The sequence below is a fragment of the Pseudomonas sp. GW821-FHT02A11 genome (genome assembly GCF_059421985.1).
In genome coordinates, this window is record NZ_JBWKWB010000002.1 from 40,332 (window position 1) to 58,069 (window position 17,738).

The window sequence follows — 17,738 nt, forward strand, 5'->3', positions numbered from 1 at the left end:
TCGGTGAATCGAGTGCCAAACAGGCAGTCGTCCGGATTTCCATGCAAAAGCAAGGATGTTTTATGTTTGCACGAGCGGCGTCCCGACCCTTCCGACGCATCCAGCCTCTGAGCTTATCCCTCGGGATGTTCGCCCTCGGCGCCGTCCCGGAAGCCTGGGCGTTCGATGACTACGAATACCCCCATGCTCACGAACCCATCGGCACGGTCGAGCAGATCTACGAAGGCACCATGCTCCCGGACCTCGCGGTCAGCACTTACCGCAACATCGACCGGCTGTTCCCGACGCGAACCATCGAAGGCAGTCGTCACCCTTACGTCTTGCCCAAAGCGCACAAACAGCTGGAAAACGTGCACTTCACCTACGAAGGCAAGAAATACGACCTGTTCGATTACATCGCCGTGGACAGCGTCACCGCCATGCTGGTGATCAAGGACGGCAAGATCGCCTACGAAACCTATCAGCGCGGCAACACCGAGAAGACCCGCTGGATGTCCATGTCGATGGCCAAATCCATCACCTCGACCCTGGCTGCAGCTGCCTTGCACGACGGGGCGATCAAGAGCCTTGACGATCCGGTGGTCGACTACGTTCCAACCCTCAAGGGCAGCGCCTACGAGGGCGTGACCCTGCGTAACGTGATGATGATGGCCTCCGGAGTGAAGTGGAGCGAGGCCTTCACCGACCCGAACTCCGACCGTCGCGCGCTGCTCCGTGCGCAGATGTCCCAGACGCCAGGCGCGACCATGACGCTGATGGCCGGCCGACCCAAGGCCGCCGAGCCCGGCACGGTGAACAACTACAGCACTGGCGAGACCCAGGTGCTGGCCGAAGCGATCCGCAACGCAGTGAAAATGCCGCTCGCCGATTATCTGGACCAGAAAATCTGGCAACCTTTTGGCATGGAACACGACGCCAAATGGTGGCTGGACTCCCCTGAGGGCATGGAAATCGGCGGCAGCGGCATCAGCGCCACGTTGCAAGATTTCGGGCGTTTCGGGCTGTTTTTCATGAATGGCGGCAAGATCGCTGGCAAATCGATCCTGCCCCAAGGCTGGGTCAACGAGGCGACCTCGCCCAAGACCCTCAAGGATGGCAACGCGCTGAACTACGGCTACATGTGGTGGCCGGGCCGAACCGATGCCTCGATCAAGGACGGCGCTTATTCGGCCGTCGGCATGCAGGGACAGAACATCTACATCAACCCCGCGCACAAGGTGGTCATCGTGACTTTCGGCGATCAGCCCAAGCCTTTGCGCAGGAATCTCATCGCACCGCTGGCATTCTTCGATGCCGTGGTTGCCGAGCTCAATTGAGGTGCGCTTGATGAACAGCTCTGAGCGTCGGTACTGGCAGAATCAGATATTGAACGGCCCGTCGGCTGAATTCTCCTCTACTCAGACGCTCGCAGAATGCAGCGCAGACCGGTCATCTCAATCGGGCGGTGGCTCATTGCTAGCGGTGAGACCTTCTGATATACCGCCTTTGCAGCCGTCAAGAATTCACGACGGCGTTATAGGATCGAGGTCCTCCGCGTGAATCAACCGTCAAACTCCGGGCTTTCGGTGGAAGAGCTCAACGCTATCGCCGAAATTGAGGCCACAACCAACATCTTGAAGCTGATCGTACGAGTCACAGGCTTGCGCTTCGCCGCCATCGTCAAGTTCTGCGAGAAAGACTGGGTCGCGTGCAGCGTGAACGACGAGATCTGCCTGGGCATTAAAGACGGCGAGCAATTTCCTCTTGAACACTCCATGTGCAGTAACCTGCTAGCTAACCCGTCGAGCCTGGTAGTGGGCTGCGTCAGTCAGAGCCCGGTGCATAGAGGCAATGTCGCCGCCGAGCGATTTGGTTTTGAAAGCTCGATCTCGATCCCGATTTTTCTCAGAGACAACAGCCTGTTCGGCTCTCTGTGCGTCCTGGATCCTGAGGCAGACCGGTTGCAGGACGGGCAGGCGATCGATGTGCTTGTGATGTTTGCAAAGCTTGTGGCGAGCATATTCCAGTGGCATTACGATCACTCGCATGAAGAAGCTGTGTTCACTCGACCCCAGGTTGCCGTTTGATTTGGGATCACGATAAACCGCCCGCGGGCGGTTTTTCATGCCAGGTGACGGGAGGAGGATGCACAGGCAGGCGCCGGTTTGCTGATTGACGGCTCATGCGTCGTCAGCGAGGCATGAAGCTGAGCTGCCATTTGCGAGGTATGCTCGCCGATACGGCGGCCAACACAAGTGTGGACACGCCGCTTACTGCCATGGCCTTGATTCCGAACGACTGAGCCAACAGTCCTCCAGCAATGGCCCCGATCAGCATGCCGCTCCAGGGAATAAGTTGCACGCGCCACCCATTGCGGCGCTCGCCCAACAACCAGCGGCCCAGACCACGACCGAATCTGGAAAGGGCGCCGGTGACATAGGTGAGGCCTATGGGAAGTCCGTTCACTTCCTCGACCACGGCGTTGATCATGCCCATCGCAATGACCGCCAGAACGAAAGCGGCCGGAACTGGGTCATTGATTGCACACGCACAGAGCATGACACCAATAAACATAAGCAGTGGCCAGGCGCGTCGTCTGGAAAACCGTGCGGCTAAAACCCCCACTGCGTTTCCAACCACGAAGGCTGCTATGAGCATGCAGATATGTATCGCTAGCGCGTGGTTTCCAGCGCCTATCGAGACTGCAAGCCGCGTGGTGTTGCCGCTCATGAAAGACACAAAATCCCCCATGACCACAAATCCTATCGCGTCGGTCATTCCCGCGATCATGGACAAGAGCGCTACGAAACAAAGTCCGATTCTTCCTCTCAGACGAAAAAGTCTCCTGCGGGCCACACTCGCGGTTGTCGTTTCTGGAAGCACGGCCACCTCACAGACTCATGCAGAGCTATCGGACTGGCGTACATATAGCTTGGCTGACGCGAGTACCGCAATCCCCTGGGGCAAAGGTGTAGGGCGCAAGGCGCCCCGTAGGCATTTGACAAGCAACCTCACTCCCACAAATATTGACTCATGCTGCGGGAGTTCAGCGAATTCCCAACCTGTGATCAAGCGACAGCTTGCCCGCACCCTTGGCCAGGATGACCAGCAATAACCCCGCCCAGCTCAGGTGAGTGACCCAGGCATCCGGGTAGACGAACACTTCGATCACCAGCGTCATGCCAAGCAGGGCCAGTGCGGACAGTCGCGAAAACAGCCCCAGAATCAGCAATGCCGGAAACAGATGCTCGGCGTAGGTGGCCATGTGTGCAGCGATTTCCGGCGCAATCAACGGGACTTTGTATTCATTGCTGAACAAGTAGTACGTACTGTCGGTGATTGTCAGAAAACCTTCGACCTTGGTCCTTCCGGACATCAGGAAAATCCCGGCAATGGCGATGCGCGCGACCAGCGACAGCAGCGAATCGTTGAGCAGCAGCGTCAGGCGCTCGGCCAGACGGTTCCAGCCCGAACGAAGGCCGGAACGGGGCAGAGGGGGGGCGTGCAATGTGTCCATGACGTTCTCCAGTGGATCATGAAAGTTCGTGCGCGGCGAAGACATCGGCGCCGACCAGTCGAGTAAGCAATTGGGGAATATCCAGCGAGGGCTGAAGGTCGCTGGCGTGTTGAGCGGCCTCGGCCAGCGGTCTGCCAGCGGCGCAGGCATCCAGAAACCCACAGCCGCCGACGTCCAGTGGCTGCCAGCCGACGACGCCTGCACTGCGCACCAGCAGCGCACCTTCCCCTTGCCAGTCGAGTTGTCCAGGCATGTCCAGCGCCAGGCGGTTGTGATGCCAGATGCTGAACACCGGCTGATCGGCGAACCACAACCAACGAGCTGCCGCGCGCGGCTTGAGGTGCAATGTTGCCAATTGTTCAGGGGGGATGCTGGCGATTTGGTTGATGTCTATGCCGGGCTCGTCGGCTGCGGTGTGGCAGATGCCCCACAGCCTGTCGAGCCGCGCCACGTTGCCCAGATACGGCAGGTTTTGTGCGTGTTCGAAGTGATCGAGAAATTCCGCAAACCCTGCGCCGTGATAAATCAGGCGTGCATCGACGGGGGGCGACCGATGTGCATAAAGGGTCGCGGCAGCCACGAACCATTCAGTGCCGACGAGGCGTTCGACGCTCGGAAAGTTGGCCCGCAAGGCATCCACCGCGCCTTTCCTCACCGTATTGCGATATACCGAAAAACCGGGCTGCGTGCTGACCGCGCGCAGGAACGGTGACTTTACGTCATACAGGGCGTCGATGAAGGCATTCTGAAAGTTGCGCAGTTTCATGACACGCGCTCCAGCAGCGACTGCACCCGGTCTCGCTCCAGCAGCAGCTCGGCGAAGGTCGGCAGATTGTCGTCTCGCTCGATCAGCGTTGGTCGGTGGCCGACCCGTTGGATGAGTCGCTGATAGAGCGCCCAGACGTCCTCGGCAATCGGTGCATCGTGGGTGTCGATCAATAATGGCGTTCCGCCAGGGTCGGCGCTGTGCCCGGCCAGATGGATTTCCAGAATCGCACTGCCGGGAAACGCGTCGACATACGTGTTGGCGTCATAGCCCATGTTGTGGGCGCTGAGAAACACGTTGTTGATGTCCAACAGCAGGCCGCAACCCGTCCGCTGGCTGAGTTCACTAAGGAAATCGATTTCGCTGAAGGTGTGGTCGTTCAGGCGCACGTAGTGACTGGGATTTTCGATGGCGATGCGTCGCCCAAGAAAATCCTGGGTGCGTTGAATGTTGTCGGTGATGCGCTGCAAGGCTTCCTCGGTGCGCGGGAAGGGCAGCAGATCAGGGTGATATTGACCCCGCCAGGTGGACCAGGCGAGGTGTTCGGAAACGAGGGCTGGCTGAACCCGGTCGATGAGCGCCTTCAACCGCTTGAGGTGTTCGGTGTCTGGCGGGCAATCGGCGGCCAGTGACAACGAAACACCATGCAACGAAAGCGGATGACGGCTGCCGACCCTTTCCAGCCACGCCAGGCGAGGGCCGCCGTCGATCATGTAGTTTTCCGGATGGACTTCGAACCACAACCCCGTCGCTGCGCAATCGTACGCAGCTTCGTAGTGGTCGGCCTTCAGGCCCAGTCCGGCACCCAGGGTTGGCGATGTGTTCATGATCGACGTCTGCCTTTGCGGTGGTTATTACCGTGTTGCGATTGACCTGGCTTACATCGGGGTCAGGGAGCCGGTGCCGTGAGGGGTCTTGATGGAGGTGCAGGTGCCGGCGGGGACGCTTTTCCAGGCGTTGCCCTGGTAGTCGGTTTTGGAGGTGCCTGCACAGGTGGTACCGGCGCCGGCTTTGCAATCGTTCTTGCCGGCCAGCGACACGCCGTAGCATTTTTCCATGGCCGGTGCGTTGCTGGTTTCAGCGGCGTTGACACCGGTGGCGATGGAAGCGAAAGCCAGAGCAACAGCAGCGAGTTGGATGTGTTTCATGGTGTATCTCCAGTGACCTGATTGAGTGAGGCTGGCGCATCAGCTCGAGGGTGTGCTGTGCGCCAGATCCGAGAGATAGTTCGCTGCCAGTTGAAGATCGGTTACACCCGCCTGAAGATTTTTTTCAGCAGCGGTTCACTCAGGGCGTCACCCCGTATTCCAGAAGCAGTCGCGCCATCCAGTCCATGAACACCCGGCACCGCTGCGGGAGGTGGCGGCGGTGGGCGTAGAGCAGTGAAACCGGCATTGGCGCGGGCCGATAATCGGGTAGCACTTCGATCAGTTCGCCACGTCGCAACTGATAGTCATGGGACAGGCAAGGCAACTGCACGATGCCCAGCCCGCCGAGGCAGGCCGCCTCATAGGCCTCGATGTAGTTGACCGTCACGCTGCAAGGCATCGCAATCTGGTGATCCTTGCCGTCGCGGCTGTATTCGAACATGGCATTGGCCGCGCCGAACGCCGACACGTAATTGACCAGTCGATGCTGCTGGAGGTCCTCAAGGGTCTGCGGGATGCCAAAGCGCTCGGCGTAGCCTGCGCTGACGCAGTTGATCATACGCATCTGACCGATGCTTCTGGCCACCAGCGAGGTGTCGGGTAGTTCACCGACCCGCATCACGCAATCGAAACCTTCGCGAACCAGGTCGACACGCCGGTCCGTGCTGCTGATTTCCACCTCGATGCGCGGGTAGCGGTCAAGAAATTCGCTGAGTCGCGGTATCACCAGACGACGCGCCACAGCCGTGGGCATGTCGACCCGCAGGCGCCCGCTGATCGCCGTATCGTCCTGGCGAAACAGGCTCTCCAGCTCGTCCATTTGCGCCAGCAGATCCTTGCTGCGCTCATACAGCGCCTGACCGTCCGGGGTGGCCTGGACCTTGCGCGTGGTGCGCTGCAACAGGCGCGTGTCAAGGAGTTGTTCCAACGCGCGAATCTGCTCGGAGACTGTCGAGCGCGGCAGGCCCAGTGCGTCGCTGGCCAGGGTGAAGCTGGAAAGCTCGGCGACCCGGACGAAGGTCTTGAGCAGGTCGAGTTTGTTCATGGCTCACCAAAGATTGTTCGTTGAAAGCGAAAAGTGCTGTCGAGTGTTGCCGGTTTATCCCGACCTGTGCCGAACAATACAGTGGCCCCACTGACTGCATACCGTCAATCGAGGGAATACCCATGAGCAACAAAATTGCGATTATCACCGGCGCCAGCCGCGGCCTGGGCAAGAGCACCGCCCTGCACCTGGCTCGCCTGGGCATCGACGTTATCGGCACCTATCACAGCCGTGAAGACGAGGCACAACGCGTCGTTTCCGAGATCGAAGCGCTGGGCGGCAAGGCAAAAATGCTGCAGCTGGACGTCGGCGATAGCAGTCGATTCGAAGCATTCGCCACGCAGGTGTCGGCATTGCTGAGTGCGTATTTCAAGACCGAGCGCGTGGATTTCTTGGTGAACAACGCGGGCGTCGGCATGTACGCCAGCTGTGCAGATACGACTGAAGCGCAGTTCGATCAACTGATGAAAGTGCACTTCAAAGGGCCGTTCTTCCTGACCCAGACCCTGCTGCCGTTGATTGCCGACGGCGGGCGCATCGTCAACCTTTCCTCGGGGCTGGCGCGTTTCTCGCCCGTGGGCTATGCCGCGTATGCGTCGATGAAAGGCGCGATCGAGGTCTGGACCCGTTACCTGGCCAACGAACTCGGTCCTCGTGGCATCACCGTGAACGCCTTGGCCCCTGGCGCTATCGAGACCGATTTTGGGGGCGGCACGGTGCGCGACAACGCCGATGTCAACGCCTGGGTGTCGGCCAATACGGCCTTGGGCCGCGCCGGCCTGCCGGACGACATTGGCGCGGCGATTGCGATGTTGCTGGGGGATGGCGGGCGCTGGATCACAGCCCAGCGTATCGAGGCGTCAGGCGGGATGTTCGTCTGACAGGTGCGTCCGAAAAGTCTGAAAAAGCTGCTGATCTATCAACTATTGATGTAGTAAATGCACAGGGACAGGGTCACCAGTGAGCCCAGCGTCGAGATCAGGATAGTGCTCGACACCACTGACGCCTCGCGTTTGTAGTACTCGGCCAGCATGAACGGCCCGGTGCCGGTGGGCAGGGCGCTGAGTAACAGCGCGCTGTTGGCCCACAGTGGCGGCAAGTGGAACACCTTGAACGCGAGGAACCAGGTCAACAGCGGGTGAGCGATCAGCTTGATCAGCACAAGAAGGCTCGTGCCATGGCGCGGGCCTTGTTGTTTGTGGGCGAGGAACAGCCCCAGAGAAATCAGCGCACAGGGCGTGGTTGCAGCGCCCAGCAGGCTCAGAAACTTGTCCAGCGCACCGGGCAGCGGGATGCCGGTCGACGCCCAGCAGGCACCCAGAATCGGCGACACCACCAAAGGATTTTTCGCCAATGCGGTCAACACCTTGAACACGATACGGTGTATATGGGCTTCACTCTGCAGACCGATTTCGATACAGACCAGGGCGATGCCGAACAGCACGCAGACCACTAATAAAGACGCGATCAGCGCAGGTTCCAGACCGCTCTGGCCGAGCACCATCACGCACAGAGGAATGCCGATGTAGCCGGTGTTGGCGTAGGACGCACTCAAAGCATCGATGCTGGCGTCGGCGAAATGCCCAGCCTTTTTGCGTCGCACCAGCAGGGTGACGACGAACATCGCCAGGGTCGACAAGGTGAATACCGCGACAAAACCGGGATGCCAGATCTGCTCCCAGGTCGCCGTTGCCGTGGCCGTGAACAGCAGCGCAGGCAGGCACAGCCAAACCACCATGCGGTTGATTTCCGATGCGGCGCTGGGGCCGAGGCGGTTGGTGCGGCGACACAGGTAGCCGACCAGAATCAGGGCGAAGATGGGCAACAGCACGTTCAAAACGGAAGACATCGAATCTCGGCTCAGACTTATTTCGAAAGGACTCTTTGAAGAGGAACTTCAAACAGGCGCGTTGAAACAAGCGGCAAAGAGTAAAGTCGCCAATCGTTAGCGTCCAACCTTTCTCGCCTTTGACGCGAGATTTTGATGTTGCAAAGCCTTGAGCCAGAGCGGTTCAGGGGCGGATGCTTCACGACGTGCCGAGGGTGGCGTCAAAAATGCCACCGCCGGCAAGCCGTGCTGCTACACCAGGCGTTACTGCTTCAAGGCAGCGGTCACACTCACCGCCAGCGGCGTCGTCGCGCGGCCAATCAGCGTGCTCAGCTGACGCTCATCATCGAACAAGGCGCCTTTGGCTGCTGCCGCATCGGAGTTGGCCAGCAGCTCGGCGACGAACTCGGGCAGCCCGGCGTTCAGCAGCGCGCCTTTGTAATCGGCTTCCGGCAAATCGGTGTAGACCACCGGTTTGCCCGACTGGCGCGCGACTTCGGCCGCGAACTCGCTCAGTGTGTAGGCCGTATCGCCAGCCAGTTCGAAGACCTTGCCCGCCTGGGGTTCGCTGGCGGTCAGCACGGCAGCGGCAGCGGCTGCATAGTCGTCGCGGGCGGCGGAGCTGATGCGGCCTTCGCCGGCACTGCCAAAATGCGCGCCATGGGCCAAGTCCCCTTGAATGCCGGCAGTGTAGTTTTCGTTGTACCAGCCATTGCGCAACACCACCGACGGCACGCCGGATTCGGCGAGGGCCACTTCGGTCTGGCGATGTTCTTCGGCCAGGCCCAGCAGCGAGGTGTCGGCATGCAGCACGCTGGTGTAGCCCAGCAGTTTTACGCCTGCACGCTTGGCGGCGTCGATCACCGCCTTGTGCTGGGCGACGCGCTGACCGACTTCGCTGGAGGAAATCAGCAGGACCTTCTCGGCACCGGCGAAGGCGCTGTCCAGGGTGGCTGGCTGGGCGTAGTCGGCTGCACGCCCAGGGCGGCGAGGTCGGCGGCTTTCTCAGGGCTGCGCACGGCAGCGACGATGTTCGATGCGGGAACGCTTTTGAGCAGGTGTTCAATAACCAGGCGGCCCAACTGACCCGATGCACCGGTGATGACGAGCATGATGATTTCCTTCGATAGGGTTGAATGTGTGCCCAGCATAGAGATCATGCTAACCTTTCGTAAGTACGTACAAAAAGGTAAGTGTCATGACCGATGGTTCTGTTCCCTCCGCTGAAAATGTCTCGCTGCTCGAACGCATTCGCATGGGTGAAGTGCTGGCGCGGGATTGTCCCTCGCGGGAAATCCTCAATCACGTCTGTAGCCGCTGGGGCGTGTTAGTGCTGGTGGTGTTGCTGGATGGCATGCATCGCTTCAGCGAGCTGCGTCGCAAGATCGGCGGGGTCAGCGAGAAGATGCTGTCGCAAACTTTGCAGAGTCTTGAGCAGGACGGCTTTATCGACCGTAAGGCCTTGCCTGTCGTCCCGCCCCATGTCGAGTACACCTTGACGCCGATGGGTGAGGAAGTGGCCCTGCTGGTCGACGGGCTGACCACCTGGATCGAGCGCAACCTGCCACGCATCATGGAAACCCGAGAAGCGCGAGCCGCGGAAACGGCGGACATTTCGTGATCAGGGGATCAGGGATCAGGGCGGCGCGGGGCGTTCGAGTGCTGCCTGCGTCGCTCAGCTGCTTGAGTGTGCAGGGACGCCCGAAAATTCCGCACTGGCACGCCGAATTCGGCGGGGGTGATGGCGTTGACTCGACACATCCTGCGATGTGCCGAGCCTGATCCCGTCAGGCGAATGTGGCGCCGCGGGTGTTGACGAACAGCGAATAGACCGAATGGCTGCTGGCCATGAACAGCCTGTTGCCCTCACGCCCGCCGAAGCACAGGTTCGGGCAGCGTTCAGGCAACGAAATATGGCCGATCGCCTTGCCCTGTGGGTTGAAGACGCGCACGCCGTCGAGTTTCTCCAGGTCGGCTTTCGGGTCGCCGTTGCCACCCCAGCCACACCACAAGTTGCCGGCTTCGTCGCATTTCATGCCGTCGAGGGCGGCGTAGTCCAGCCCTTCGATGTGCTTGCGGCGGGCGCCAAGGGTGCCGTCGTCATTGACGGCGATCGCCCAGACCAGCCGGTTGGGCTTGGCGCGCCCTTCAACCACGTACAGAATTTTTTCGTCAGGGGAGAAGCACAGCCCGTTAGGGCCGTTGAGGTCGTCGATCACCCGGGTGACCTTCAGGCTTTCGCCATCGATGCGGTACACCGCGTGCGGCTGGGCCGGCGTGATTTTGTGGCCTTCGTAGTTGTTGCCGGTCTGGAAAGGTGGATCGCTGAACCAGATCGAGCCGTCGCGTTTGCAGACGATGTCGTTGGGTGAGTTGAAGGATTTGCCCTCGAAGCTGTCGGCCAGCACGGTGACGGTACCGTTGGGTTCGGTTCGGGTGATGCGGCGGCCTTCGTTGCTGGTGGTCGAGCCTTCACACACCAGCAGTCGGCCCTGGCGATCGCGGCACATGCCGTTGGAAAAGTTGGAGTGTTCGCGATAGACCGAAAAGGTGTCGGTGATTTCGTCCCAGCGCATGATGCGGTTGTTGGGGATGTCGCTGACCAGCAGGTAACGGCCATCGCCCACCCACACCGGCCCTTCGGCCCAGCGCATGCCGGTGGCGAGCTTTTCCACGCTGGCGTTGAAGATGCGCAGATCGAGAAAGCTGTCGTCGAGGATGTGAATCAGCGGGTCTGGGTAGCGTTGGCTCAGAGGCTCGGCTGCAGCGGCGAGTCGGGGCAGGGCGGCGCTACCCAGGGTGGCCAGGGTGGCTGAAACGGCGAAGGAGTGTTTCAGGAAGGTTCTGCGACTGTTGCCTTCAGGCACGTCGGAAGGGGTCGAATCCATGTAGCGATCTCCGTTGAATTATTTTTTTACGGGTCGCCAGTAATACCTTGTGATAGGACATCGTACAAGCGTCAGCAAACATTATCGCCAAGGGCTTGGGCGGATTGCAGCCTGTGTTCGGGTGAAGCGTTCTGGTCGATCACGATAAAAATGCCTGACCCCATGACGGGAGCCAGGCATTTTTTGTACCGCCAAATGCGTCGACGCTTACTTCGGCGTCAACGCCTCACGCACGTCCTTCACACTGGCGCTGGACACCGCAGGCGCGGCGTTGCCCCAAGTGTTACGCACATAGGTGAGCACGTCGGCGACGTTTTCATCCGACAGGTTCCAGCCAAATGCAGGCATGGCCGGCGCGGTGGGCGCCGCGTCGGTGGCGCCCGCACGGCTGCCGGCCAGCACCACGCGAATCAGCGACGACGGGTCGTTGCTGTTGATTAGCGGGGCCATGGCCAGTTTCGGGAACAGGTTGGTAGCGCCTTCCCCGTTCGGCGTGTGACAGGCCGAGCAGCGGTCAGCGTAGATCGCCTTGCCGGTGACCATCGCCGGGTCGTTGGCAGCCAGCGGTCTGACGGCTTCCACGGGCTTGGCGCCATCCTTCAGGTAGACAGCGACGGCCATCAGGTCCTGGTCGGTCCAGTGCTGCGACGAGTGCTCGACTTCCTCGGCCATGGGGCCGGAAGCGATGTCGAAGCGGTTGGCGCCGGTCTTCAGGTACTTGACGATGTCGTCCTCATTCCACGCCCCAAGGCCGTCAGTGCCGGTGGAGGTGATATTCGGCGCAACCCAGTTCTGCAGGTTGGCGCCGGTGAGGAATTGATCGTTCTTGTCACCGCCGATGAGGTTTTTCGGGGTGTGGCAAGTGCCGCAATGGCCCAGGCCTTCGACCAGATAGGCGCCGCGGTTCCACTGCTCGGACTTCTGCGGATCGGCCTTGAATTCGCCCTCCTTGAAGTTGATCAGGTTCCAGCCGATCAGGCTGGTGCGCACGTTGAACGGGAAGGGCAACTGGTTGGTTTCGACCTTGTTGTCCACCGGATCGACGGTTTTCAGGTAGGCGAAAATGGCCAGGTTGTCTTCACGCTTGACCTTGGTGTAGGCCGTGAACGGCATCGCGCCATACAGGCGTTTGCCATCCAGACCGTGGCCCTTGGACATGGCGTTCTGGAAGTCTTCGAAACTCCAGCGCCCAATGCCGGTGACCGGGTCCGGGGTGATGTTGGCGCCCGCCAGTTTGCCGAACGGGGTGTCGAGAATCACACCGCCGGAAAACAGCGGTTTGCCCGGCAGGGTGTGGCACGCCGTGCAGTCGCCAACGGTGGTCAGGTAGCGGCCTTTTTCGACGATGTTGTAGGAATCGGCGCCAGTGGCTGCATGAGCCATGGATACGGAGAGTCCGATGACGCCCGCACAAACAGTCAGAAGAGTCTTCATACGCTGATCATCTCCCCTGGACGCTTGAGGTAGCGGGTGCGGATGGCGTCCGCCGCTTTGAAGGCCAGCGCCGCCACGGTGCCGGTCGGGTTGTAGCCAGGGTTCTGCGGGAAGGCCGAGGAGCCGACCACGAACAGGTTCGGTACGCCCCACACTTGCAGGTATTTGTTCACCGAGCTGTTCTTCGGATCGGCGCCCATGATGAAGCCGCCGACGATATGCGAAGACTGGTACGGCGCGCTGTTCCAGTGGCCCTGCTGAGAGCTGGGCACCATCTGCCGCGGGTTCATGCTCTTGGCGATTTCCGCGACCTTGCCGGTGACGTACGCGGCCATCTTGCGGTCGTTCTCGGGGAAGTCGAAGGTGATGCGCAAAAGCGGACGGCCCAGCGGATCCTTGTAGGTCGGATCCAGCGACAGGTAGTTGGTGCGGGTGGCGTAACTGCTTGCTTCACAGCCGATGGACATGTTGGCGGCGTAGTTCTTGACCGTCGCTTTTTTCCATTCCGAACCCCAGGCCGGAGTGCCGGGCGGGAGCGGGCGCGAGTCGATGGGCGCGGCCCCGATGGGCGTAACCCGGGTGCTGCCGCCGCCGACGAAGCCCAGACCCGAATGGTCGAAGTTGTCGTTATTGAACTCGTCGATGCCCATGCCGATGGCGCCGCCGCCGATGAACGGGTTGAAGTTCTTGTCATCGAAGAACATCCGCACGCTATTGGCGGTCTGGTAGGCGTAGTTGCGGCCCGTGGTGCCAGTGTTGGTGACCGGGTCGTAAGGCTGACCGACGCCGGAGAGCAGCATCAGACGCACGTTCTCGAAGATGAACGCACTGACCACCACCAATTCGGCAGGTTGTTCCCATTCTTCGCCGTTGGCGTCCATGTAGACGATGCCCGTGGCGCGCTTGCCGCTGCTGTCCATGGTCACGCGCAGGACCTCGCAGTTGGTCATGGCCGTGAAGTTCGGCTTGCGGATCAGTACCGGCAGAACAGTGGTGATGGCGCTGGCCTTGGAGTAGTTGGCGCAGCCGTAGTTGGTGCAGAACCCGCAATACGTGCACGGGCCCATGGCCACGCCCAAGGAGTTGACGTACGGCTTGGAGACCAGTGCAGACGGCACCGGGAACGGCTTGTAGCCGAGGTTTTTCGCGGCTTCGGCAAACAGCGTCGGCGCGTAAGTCTGCTCGGTCGGCGGGTTGGGGTATTCCTCCGAACGCGCGCCTTCGAAGGTGTTGCCGCCTTCCTGGATCACGCCCTTGATGTTGCCAGCCTTACCCGAGACACCCGCCAAACGGTCGAACTTGGTGTAGAACGGCTCCATTTCCTCCCAGTCGGTGCCCCAGTCCTGCAGGGTCAGTTCCGGCGAAATTTCTTTGCCATAACGCTCGGTGAGGTAGCTGTGCAGACGGAATTCGTGGGGCTGGAAGCGGAAGGTAATGCCTGCCCAGTGATTGCCCGCGCCGCCAGTGCCGTTACCGGGGTGAAACGATCCCCAGCTGCGCATGGGTAGCGCTGTCTCATTGATGCTGTTGCGGATGGTCGTGGTGTTCTGCCGCGTTCTGAGCATCAGGTCCTGACGGCGGTTGTAGCGCAGTTCATCTGCCGCGGACGCGACATTGAAGTCTGCCGCGGTGTCGCGCCATGGGCCGCGTTCGAAACCGATGATTTTCAGTCCCTCATCGGCCAGCTCGTTGGCGATGATGGAGCCGGCCCAGCCGAGGCCGACAACCACGACATCGGTGGAAGGTAATTTTTTGGCCATGTCGAATTAACCCTTCTTGGTCCAGGCGGTGCTGCCGGAAATGGACAGCGGCACCAGGTTCAGCTTCTGGTTGTGCTGGGCGATGTAGGGGCGGTAGTCGTAACGCGCGCCGGGGAAGCCGATCATTTTCCACGACACCATGTCGCGGTTGCCGCCGTAGACCGGGTCGGCAAAAAAACCTTCCATGGTGTTGCCCAGCACTTGCTGGAAGAACAGCTTGGCGTCGATGCCGTCCAGGGCGATGTCGCCCTTTTCAAGACCGGTCAGCACGTTGTCCTGCTCTTCGGGGGCCAGGGCGGCGAAGCTTTTCTGGAACTGCTTCTGGCAGTAGGCCTCCAGGCCGGCCAGGCCCAGACGGTAGCGATCGCGCGGCACGAACTCGGACTGATCGCCCTGCATTGGCGTGCCTTTTTCGAACGGGCCCTGCATGTACAGACGGCTGAAGGTGCCGTATTCACCGGCCAATTGGCGGTCGATGAACACCGCGCAACCGGCGTCCTTGCCACTGACACTGAGGTCATCGGCGGGAATCAGGCGCGCAACGATGGCTTCTACTGCGCTCGCCTCAAAGGCGCTGAAAAACTGCCAGCCGGGCGTGTCGTAGTGCATCGGGCCGTTGTGGTCGAACGGAACCCACTCTGGAACGCCAACGACGGTGGCGGCCTTGGCCGTTGCGGCGGCGCCGACGGCCAAGGTGGTCGCTCCGGACTTCAGCAACTGGCGGCGGGTCAGGCCTCTGGATTTCTCTGTCATTCAAGGCTCCTGCGAACACGCCTGTTCAAGGGCCATGGCCAGCATGGTCCGCGAACAGGCGGTGTCGTAAGTGTGTTTCACGGTTTGACTCGACAGCTCAACGTGTCGAGCAGGCGTTGCGGCGGGTGTGACATCGGGTCTCTGGCAAGCCAGCGGGCAAAACGTGCACGCTAGGCGGGGAAGTGCCATAACTGGCTGGTCATCTCTTCCACGCGAAGCGCAATCATAGATGTGTTGCCGGTTGTTGCATCCCCTGAAAACGGTAAATGACTGTTACCGTTTTGGTAACAGTGCGTTTTTTGCCATTTCGTGCCCTGATCGCCGAGTAATCAGGGTGCAGATGTGCTAGATCGCTGGAAGGGCTGTGCTAGTGGCGTTGTTCTGTGCTGGGTCCTATGGGGGCCTGAAGCGGTGCAATCTGATCTGCTTTTCAATGGATTAGGTGATCCTCGCTCAGTGTTGGCATTGATCCGTTTCTCGCAATAAAAAATTCATCGATTTCTCACCTGTTTTCACGCCGAACCGCCAAAGCCCCTCGTCGCTTTTTGCCAACATGACAGGATTTTCATGAAGAACGGCCCATGGTGCGTGGCGCTTCTTGGTATCGTGCACGCCATTTGCGTCCCGCATGCTTGGGCCTGTTGCGTCTGTATCGTTCTTTTTTCTCCGAGTAGCTGTAGAAATGCCCGATCCCATACCGTTAAAAGACCATGAAAAGGAAACCCGGCTGGTCAACCACCGTCTGGTGGCCTGCGCTGCGTTCGTGGTCCTGCTCAGCATCGCGCTGGTCTGCCGGATGTACTTCCTGCAGGTCATCGAGTTCGCCTATCACTCGACCATTTCCGAAAACAACCGCGTTCACGTATTGCCGATTCCCCCTGAACGCGGGCTGATCTATGACCGAAACGGCGTGATTCTCGCCGACAACCGTCCCAGCTTTAACCTGACCATGACCCGCGAGCGGGCGGGAGACTGGCATGCGGTGATCGACACCCTGATGCAGATCCTCAACCTGCCGGATGAAGACCGCATCATCTTCGACAAGGCGATGAAGAACTCGCCGCACCGTTTCGTTCCGGTGACCTTGCTCTATGAGCTGACCGAAGAACAGATCGCCCTGCTGGCGGTGAACCAGTTCCGTCTGCCGGGGCTGGATGTCGAGGCGCAGTTCGTGCGGCATTACCCGCTGGCCGAACACTTCGCCCATTCCATCGGCTATGTCGGGCGGATCAACGAAAAAGAAGCGACCCAGCTGGATCAGGTCGAGTACCGCGGCACCCAGTCCATCGGCAAGACCGGTGTCGAGCGTTTCTACGAGAACGAACTGCATGGCCACGTCGGCTATGAAGAAGTGGAAACCAACGCCCAGGGTCGCGTCCTGCGGGTGCTGAATCACCACGATCCGGTTGCTGGCAAGAGCATCACCCTGAGCCTTGACATCAAATTGCAGGAAGCGGCCGAAGACGCCCTGGGCGACCGGCGCGGTTCGGTAGTGGCGATCGACCCGACCACGGGAGAAGTGCTGGCGATGGTCAGCAAGCCGAGTTTCGACCCGAACCTGTTCGTTACCGGTATCAGCTTCAAAGAGTATTCGGCGCTGCGCGATTCGGTCGACCGGCCATTGTTCAACCGCGTGCTGCGTGGCCTCTACGCGCCGGGTTCGACGATCAAGCCTGAAGTGGCAATCGCCGGACTCGACAGCGGCATCATCACGCCCTCTACGCGAGTGTTCGATCCGGGCTATTTCCAGCTGCCGGATTTCGACCACAAGTACCGCAACTGGAACCACAGCGGCGACGGCTGGGTCGACCTGAACGCGGCGATCATGCGCTCCAACGACACCTATTTCTATGACCTGGCGCACAAGCTGGGCATCGATCGCCTGCACGATTATCTGACCATGTTCGGCATCGGCCAGAAGGTCTCGCTGGACATGTTCGAAGAGTCCGCAGGCCTGATGCCGTCCAAGGAATGGAAGCGCATCACCCGGCGTCAGGCGTGGTTTCCCGGCGAGACGGTGATTCTCGGCATTGGTCAGGGCTATATGCAGGTCACGCCGTTGCAACTGGCCCAGGCCACGACGCTGATCGCCAACAAGGGCGTATGGAATCGTCCGCACCTGGCGAAGGAAATCGGCGGGGTTGCCCCGGTGGACGAGCACCCGATGCCGAACATCGTGCTGCGTGATCCCCGCGAGTGGGATCAGGTCAACAACGGCATGCAGTCGGTGATGCACGACCCCCGTGGCATCGCCCGCGCCGCCGCCCAGGGCGCGCAATACCGCATCGCCGGCAAGAGTGGTACGGCGCAGGTGGTGGCGATCAAGCAGGGCGAGCGTTACAACCGCGATAAGACGCTGGAAAGGCATCGTGACAACGCCCTGTTCGTCGGCTTTGCGCCGGCAGCGAATCCGAAAATTGCCGTGGCGGTAATGATCGAGAACGGCGAGGCGGGCGGTCGAGTGGCGGGCCCTGTGGTGCGGCAGATTCTCGATGCCTGGCTGCTGGACCAGGACGGTCATCTGAAACCGCAGTACGCAACGCCCAATACGCCGCCGGTCAATCCCAAGCAACAGATTGCGGCGCCGAGCAAGGCGGTGGTGCAGCCGCCGGTTTGAGGC

At 60.5% G+C, this 17,738-nt stretch carries 17 protein-coding genes and 1 pseudogene; 5 read left to right on the plus strand and 13 right to left on the minus strand.

Annotation, left to right across the window (positions count from 1 at the left end):
* Window positions 1–62: 62 nt before the first annotated feature.
* Together AC07V9_RS02670 and AC07V9_RS02675 are read left to right on the plus strand one after the other, a co-directional pair.
* Window positions 63–1,316 carry a serine hydrolase domain-containing protein gene (locus AC07V9_RS02670; protein WP_495014155.1) on the plus strand — a complete coding sequence of 418 codons (1,254 nt, stop codon included), beginning with the start codon at window positions 63–65 and terminating at the stop codon, window positions 1,314–1,316.
* Window positions 1,317–1,535: 219 nt separating this feature from the next.
* A complete protein-coding gene (locus AC07V9_RS02675) occupies window positions 1,536–2,066 on the plus strand; it encodes a GAF domain-containing protein (protein WP_495014156.1) in 531 nt (176 codons plus the stop codon).
* 103 nt (window positions 2,067–2,169) lie between these two features.
* On the opposite strand, the gene AC07V9_RS02680 is transcribed toward AC07V9_RS02675, so the two are convergent.
* The 6 genes from AC07V9_RS02680 to AC07V9_RS02705 all read right to left on the minus strand — a co-directional run bounded on the left by AC07V9_RS02680 (window position 2,170) and on the right by AC07V9_RS02705 (window position 6,455).
* Complete coding sequence (locus AC07V9_RS02680; protein ID WP_495014563.1) at window positions 2,170–2,862, minus strand: YoaK family protein; 693 nt, start codon at window positions 2,860–2,862, stop codon at window positions 2,170–2,172.
* Window positions 2,863–3,025: 163 nt separating this feature from the next.
* Window positions 3,026–3,496, minus strand: coding sequence for a DoxX family protein (locus tag AC07V9_RS02685; protein WP_495014157.1), 471 nt, complete (start codon window positions 3,494–3,496; stop codon window positions 3,026–3,028).
* Window positions 3,497–3,512: 16 nt separating this feature from the next.
* A complete protein-coding gene (locus AC07V9_RS02690) occupies window positions 3,513–4,262 on the minus strand; it encodes an HvfC/BufC family peptide modification chaperone (protein ID WP_495014158.1) in 750 nt (249 codons plus the stop codon).
* Window positions 4,259–5,089, minus strand: a complete 831-nt coding sequence (bufB, locus tag AC07V9_RS02695; RefSeq protein ID WP_495014159.1) for an MNIO family bufferin maturase — start codon at window positions 5,087–5,089, stop codon at window positions 4,259–4,261. Before bufB ends, AC07V9_RS02690 begins: the two co-directional genes overlap by 4 nt.
* 51 nt (window positions 5,090–5,140) lie before the next feature.
* Window positions 5,141–5,410: a BufA1 family periplasmic bufferin-type metallophore gene (locus tag AC07V9_RS02700; RefSeq protein ID WP_495014160.1), complete on the minus strand. Its 270-nt coding sequence runs from the start codon at window positions 5,408–5,410 to the stop codon at window positions 5,141–5,143.
* Window positions 5,411–5,549: 139 nt separating this feature from the next.
* Window positions 5,550–6,455, minus strand: a complete 906-nt coding sequence (locus AC07V9_RS02705) for a LysR family transcriptional regulator (RefSeq protein WP_495014161.1) — start codon at window positions 6,453–6,455, stop codon at window positions 5,550–5,552.
* Window positions 6,456–6,577: 122 nt separating this feature from the next.
* Here AC07V9_RS02705 and AC07V9_RS02710 point away from each other — a divergent pair, with 122 nt between their 5' ends.
* Entirely contained in the window at window positions 6,578–7,336 is a 759-nt protein-coding gene (locus AC07V9_RS02710) for an SDR family NAD(P)-dependent oxidoreductase (RefSeq protein ID WP_495014162.1), read from the plus strand.
* Between the two features lie 38 nt (window positions 7,337–7,374).
* Here the strand turns inward: AC07V9_RS02710 and AC07V9_RS02715 are convergent, their stop codons facing one another.
* Window positions 7,375–8,304: an AEC family transporter gene (locus AC07V9_RS02715; protein ID WP_495014163.1), complete on the minus strand. Its 930-nt coding sequence runs from the start codon at window positions 8,302–8,304 to the stop codon at window positions 7,375–7,377.
* Window positions 8,305–8,547: 243 nt separating this feature from the next.
* Window positions 8,548–9,395: pseudogene (locus tag AC07V9_RS02720) on the minus strand (SDR family oxidoreductase).
* Window positions 9,396–9,481: 86 nt separating this feature from the next.
* Between AC07V9_RS02720 and AC07V9_RS02725 the strand changes: the two are divergent.
* The gene (locus AC07V9_RS02725; protein WP_495014164.1) at window positions 9,482–9,904 is read left to right on the plus strand and encodes a winged helix-turn-helix transcriptional regulator; all 423 of its coding nucleotides are present in this window, start codon (window positions 9,482–9,484) and stop codon (window positions 9,902–9,904) included.
* 166 nt (window positions 9,905–10,070) lie between these two features.
* On the opposite strand, the gene AC07V9_RS02730 is transcribed toward AC07V9_RS02725, so the two are convergent.
* The 5 genes from AC07V9_RS02730 to AC07V9_RS02750 all read right to left on the minus strand — a co-directional run bounded on the left by AC07V9_RS02730 (window position 10,071) and on the right by AC07V9_RS02750 (window position 15,748).
* The gene (locus AC07V9_RS02730) at window positions 10,071–11,171 is read right to left on the minus strand and encodes an SMP-30/gluconolactonase/LRE family protein (protein WP_495014165.1); all 1,101 of its coding nucleotides are present in this window, start codon (window positions 11,169–11,171) and stop codon (window positions 10,071–10,073) included.
* Between the two features lie 207 nt (window positions 11,172–11,378).
* Window positions 11,379–12,605: a c-type cytochrome gene (locus AC07V9_RS02735; RefSeq protein WP_495014166.1), complete on the minus strand. Its 1,227-nt coding sequence runs from the start codon at window positions 12,603–12,605 to the stop codon at window positions 11,379–11,381.
* Window positions 12,602–14,365 (minus strand): GMC family oxidoreductase, encoded by a 1,764-nt coding sequence (locus tag AC07V9_RS02740; RefSeq protein ID WP_495014167.1) that lies wholly within the window; start codon window positions 14,363–14,365, stop codon window positions 12,602–12,604. The genes AC07V9_RS02735 and AC07V9_RS02740 overlap by 4 nt, the downstream gene beginning before the upstream one ends.
* A 6-nt stretch (window positions 14,366–14,371) precedes the next feature.
* Window positions 14,372–15,118, minus strand: coding sequence for a gluconate 2-dehydrogenase subunit 3 family protein (locus tag AC07V9_RS02745; protein WP_495014168.1), 747 nt, complete (start codon window positions 15,116–15,118; stop codon window positions 14,372–14,374).
* A 453-nt stretch (window positions 15,119–15,571) separates the two neighbouring features.
* On the minus strand, window positions 15,572–15,748 hold the full coding sequence (locus AC07V9_RS02750) for a hypothetical protein (protein WP_495014169.1): 177 nt from the start codon (window positions 15,746–15,748) through the stop codon (window positions 15,572–15,574).
* Window positions 15,749–15,800: 52 nt separating this feature from the next.
* Between AC07V9_RS02750 and mrdA the strand changes: the two genes are divergently transcribed.
* Window positions 15,801–17,735: a penicillin-binding protein 2 gene (gene mrdA, locus AC07V9_RS02755; RefSeq protein ID WP_495014170.1), complete on the plus strand. Its 1,935-nt coding sequence runs from the start codon at window positions 15,801–15,803 to the stop codon at window positions 17,733–17,735.
* Window positions 17,736–17,738: the final 3 nt, after the last annotated feature.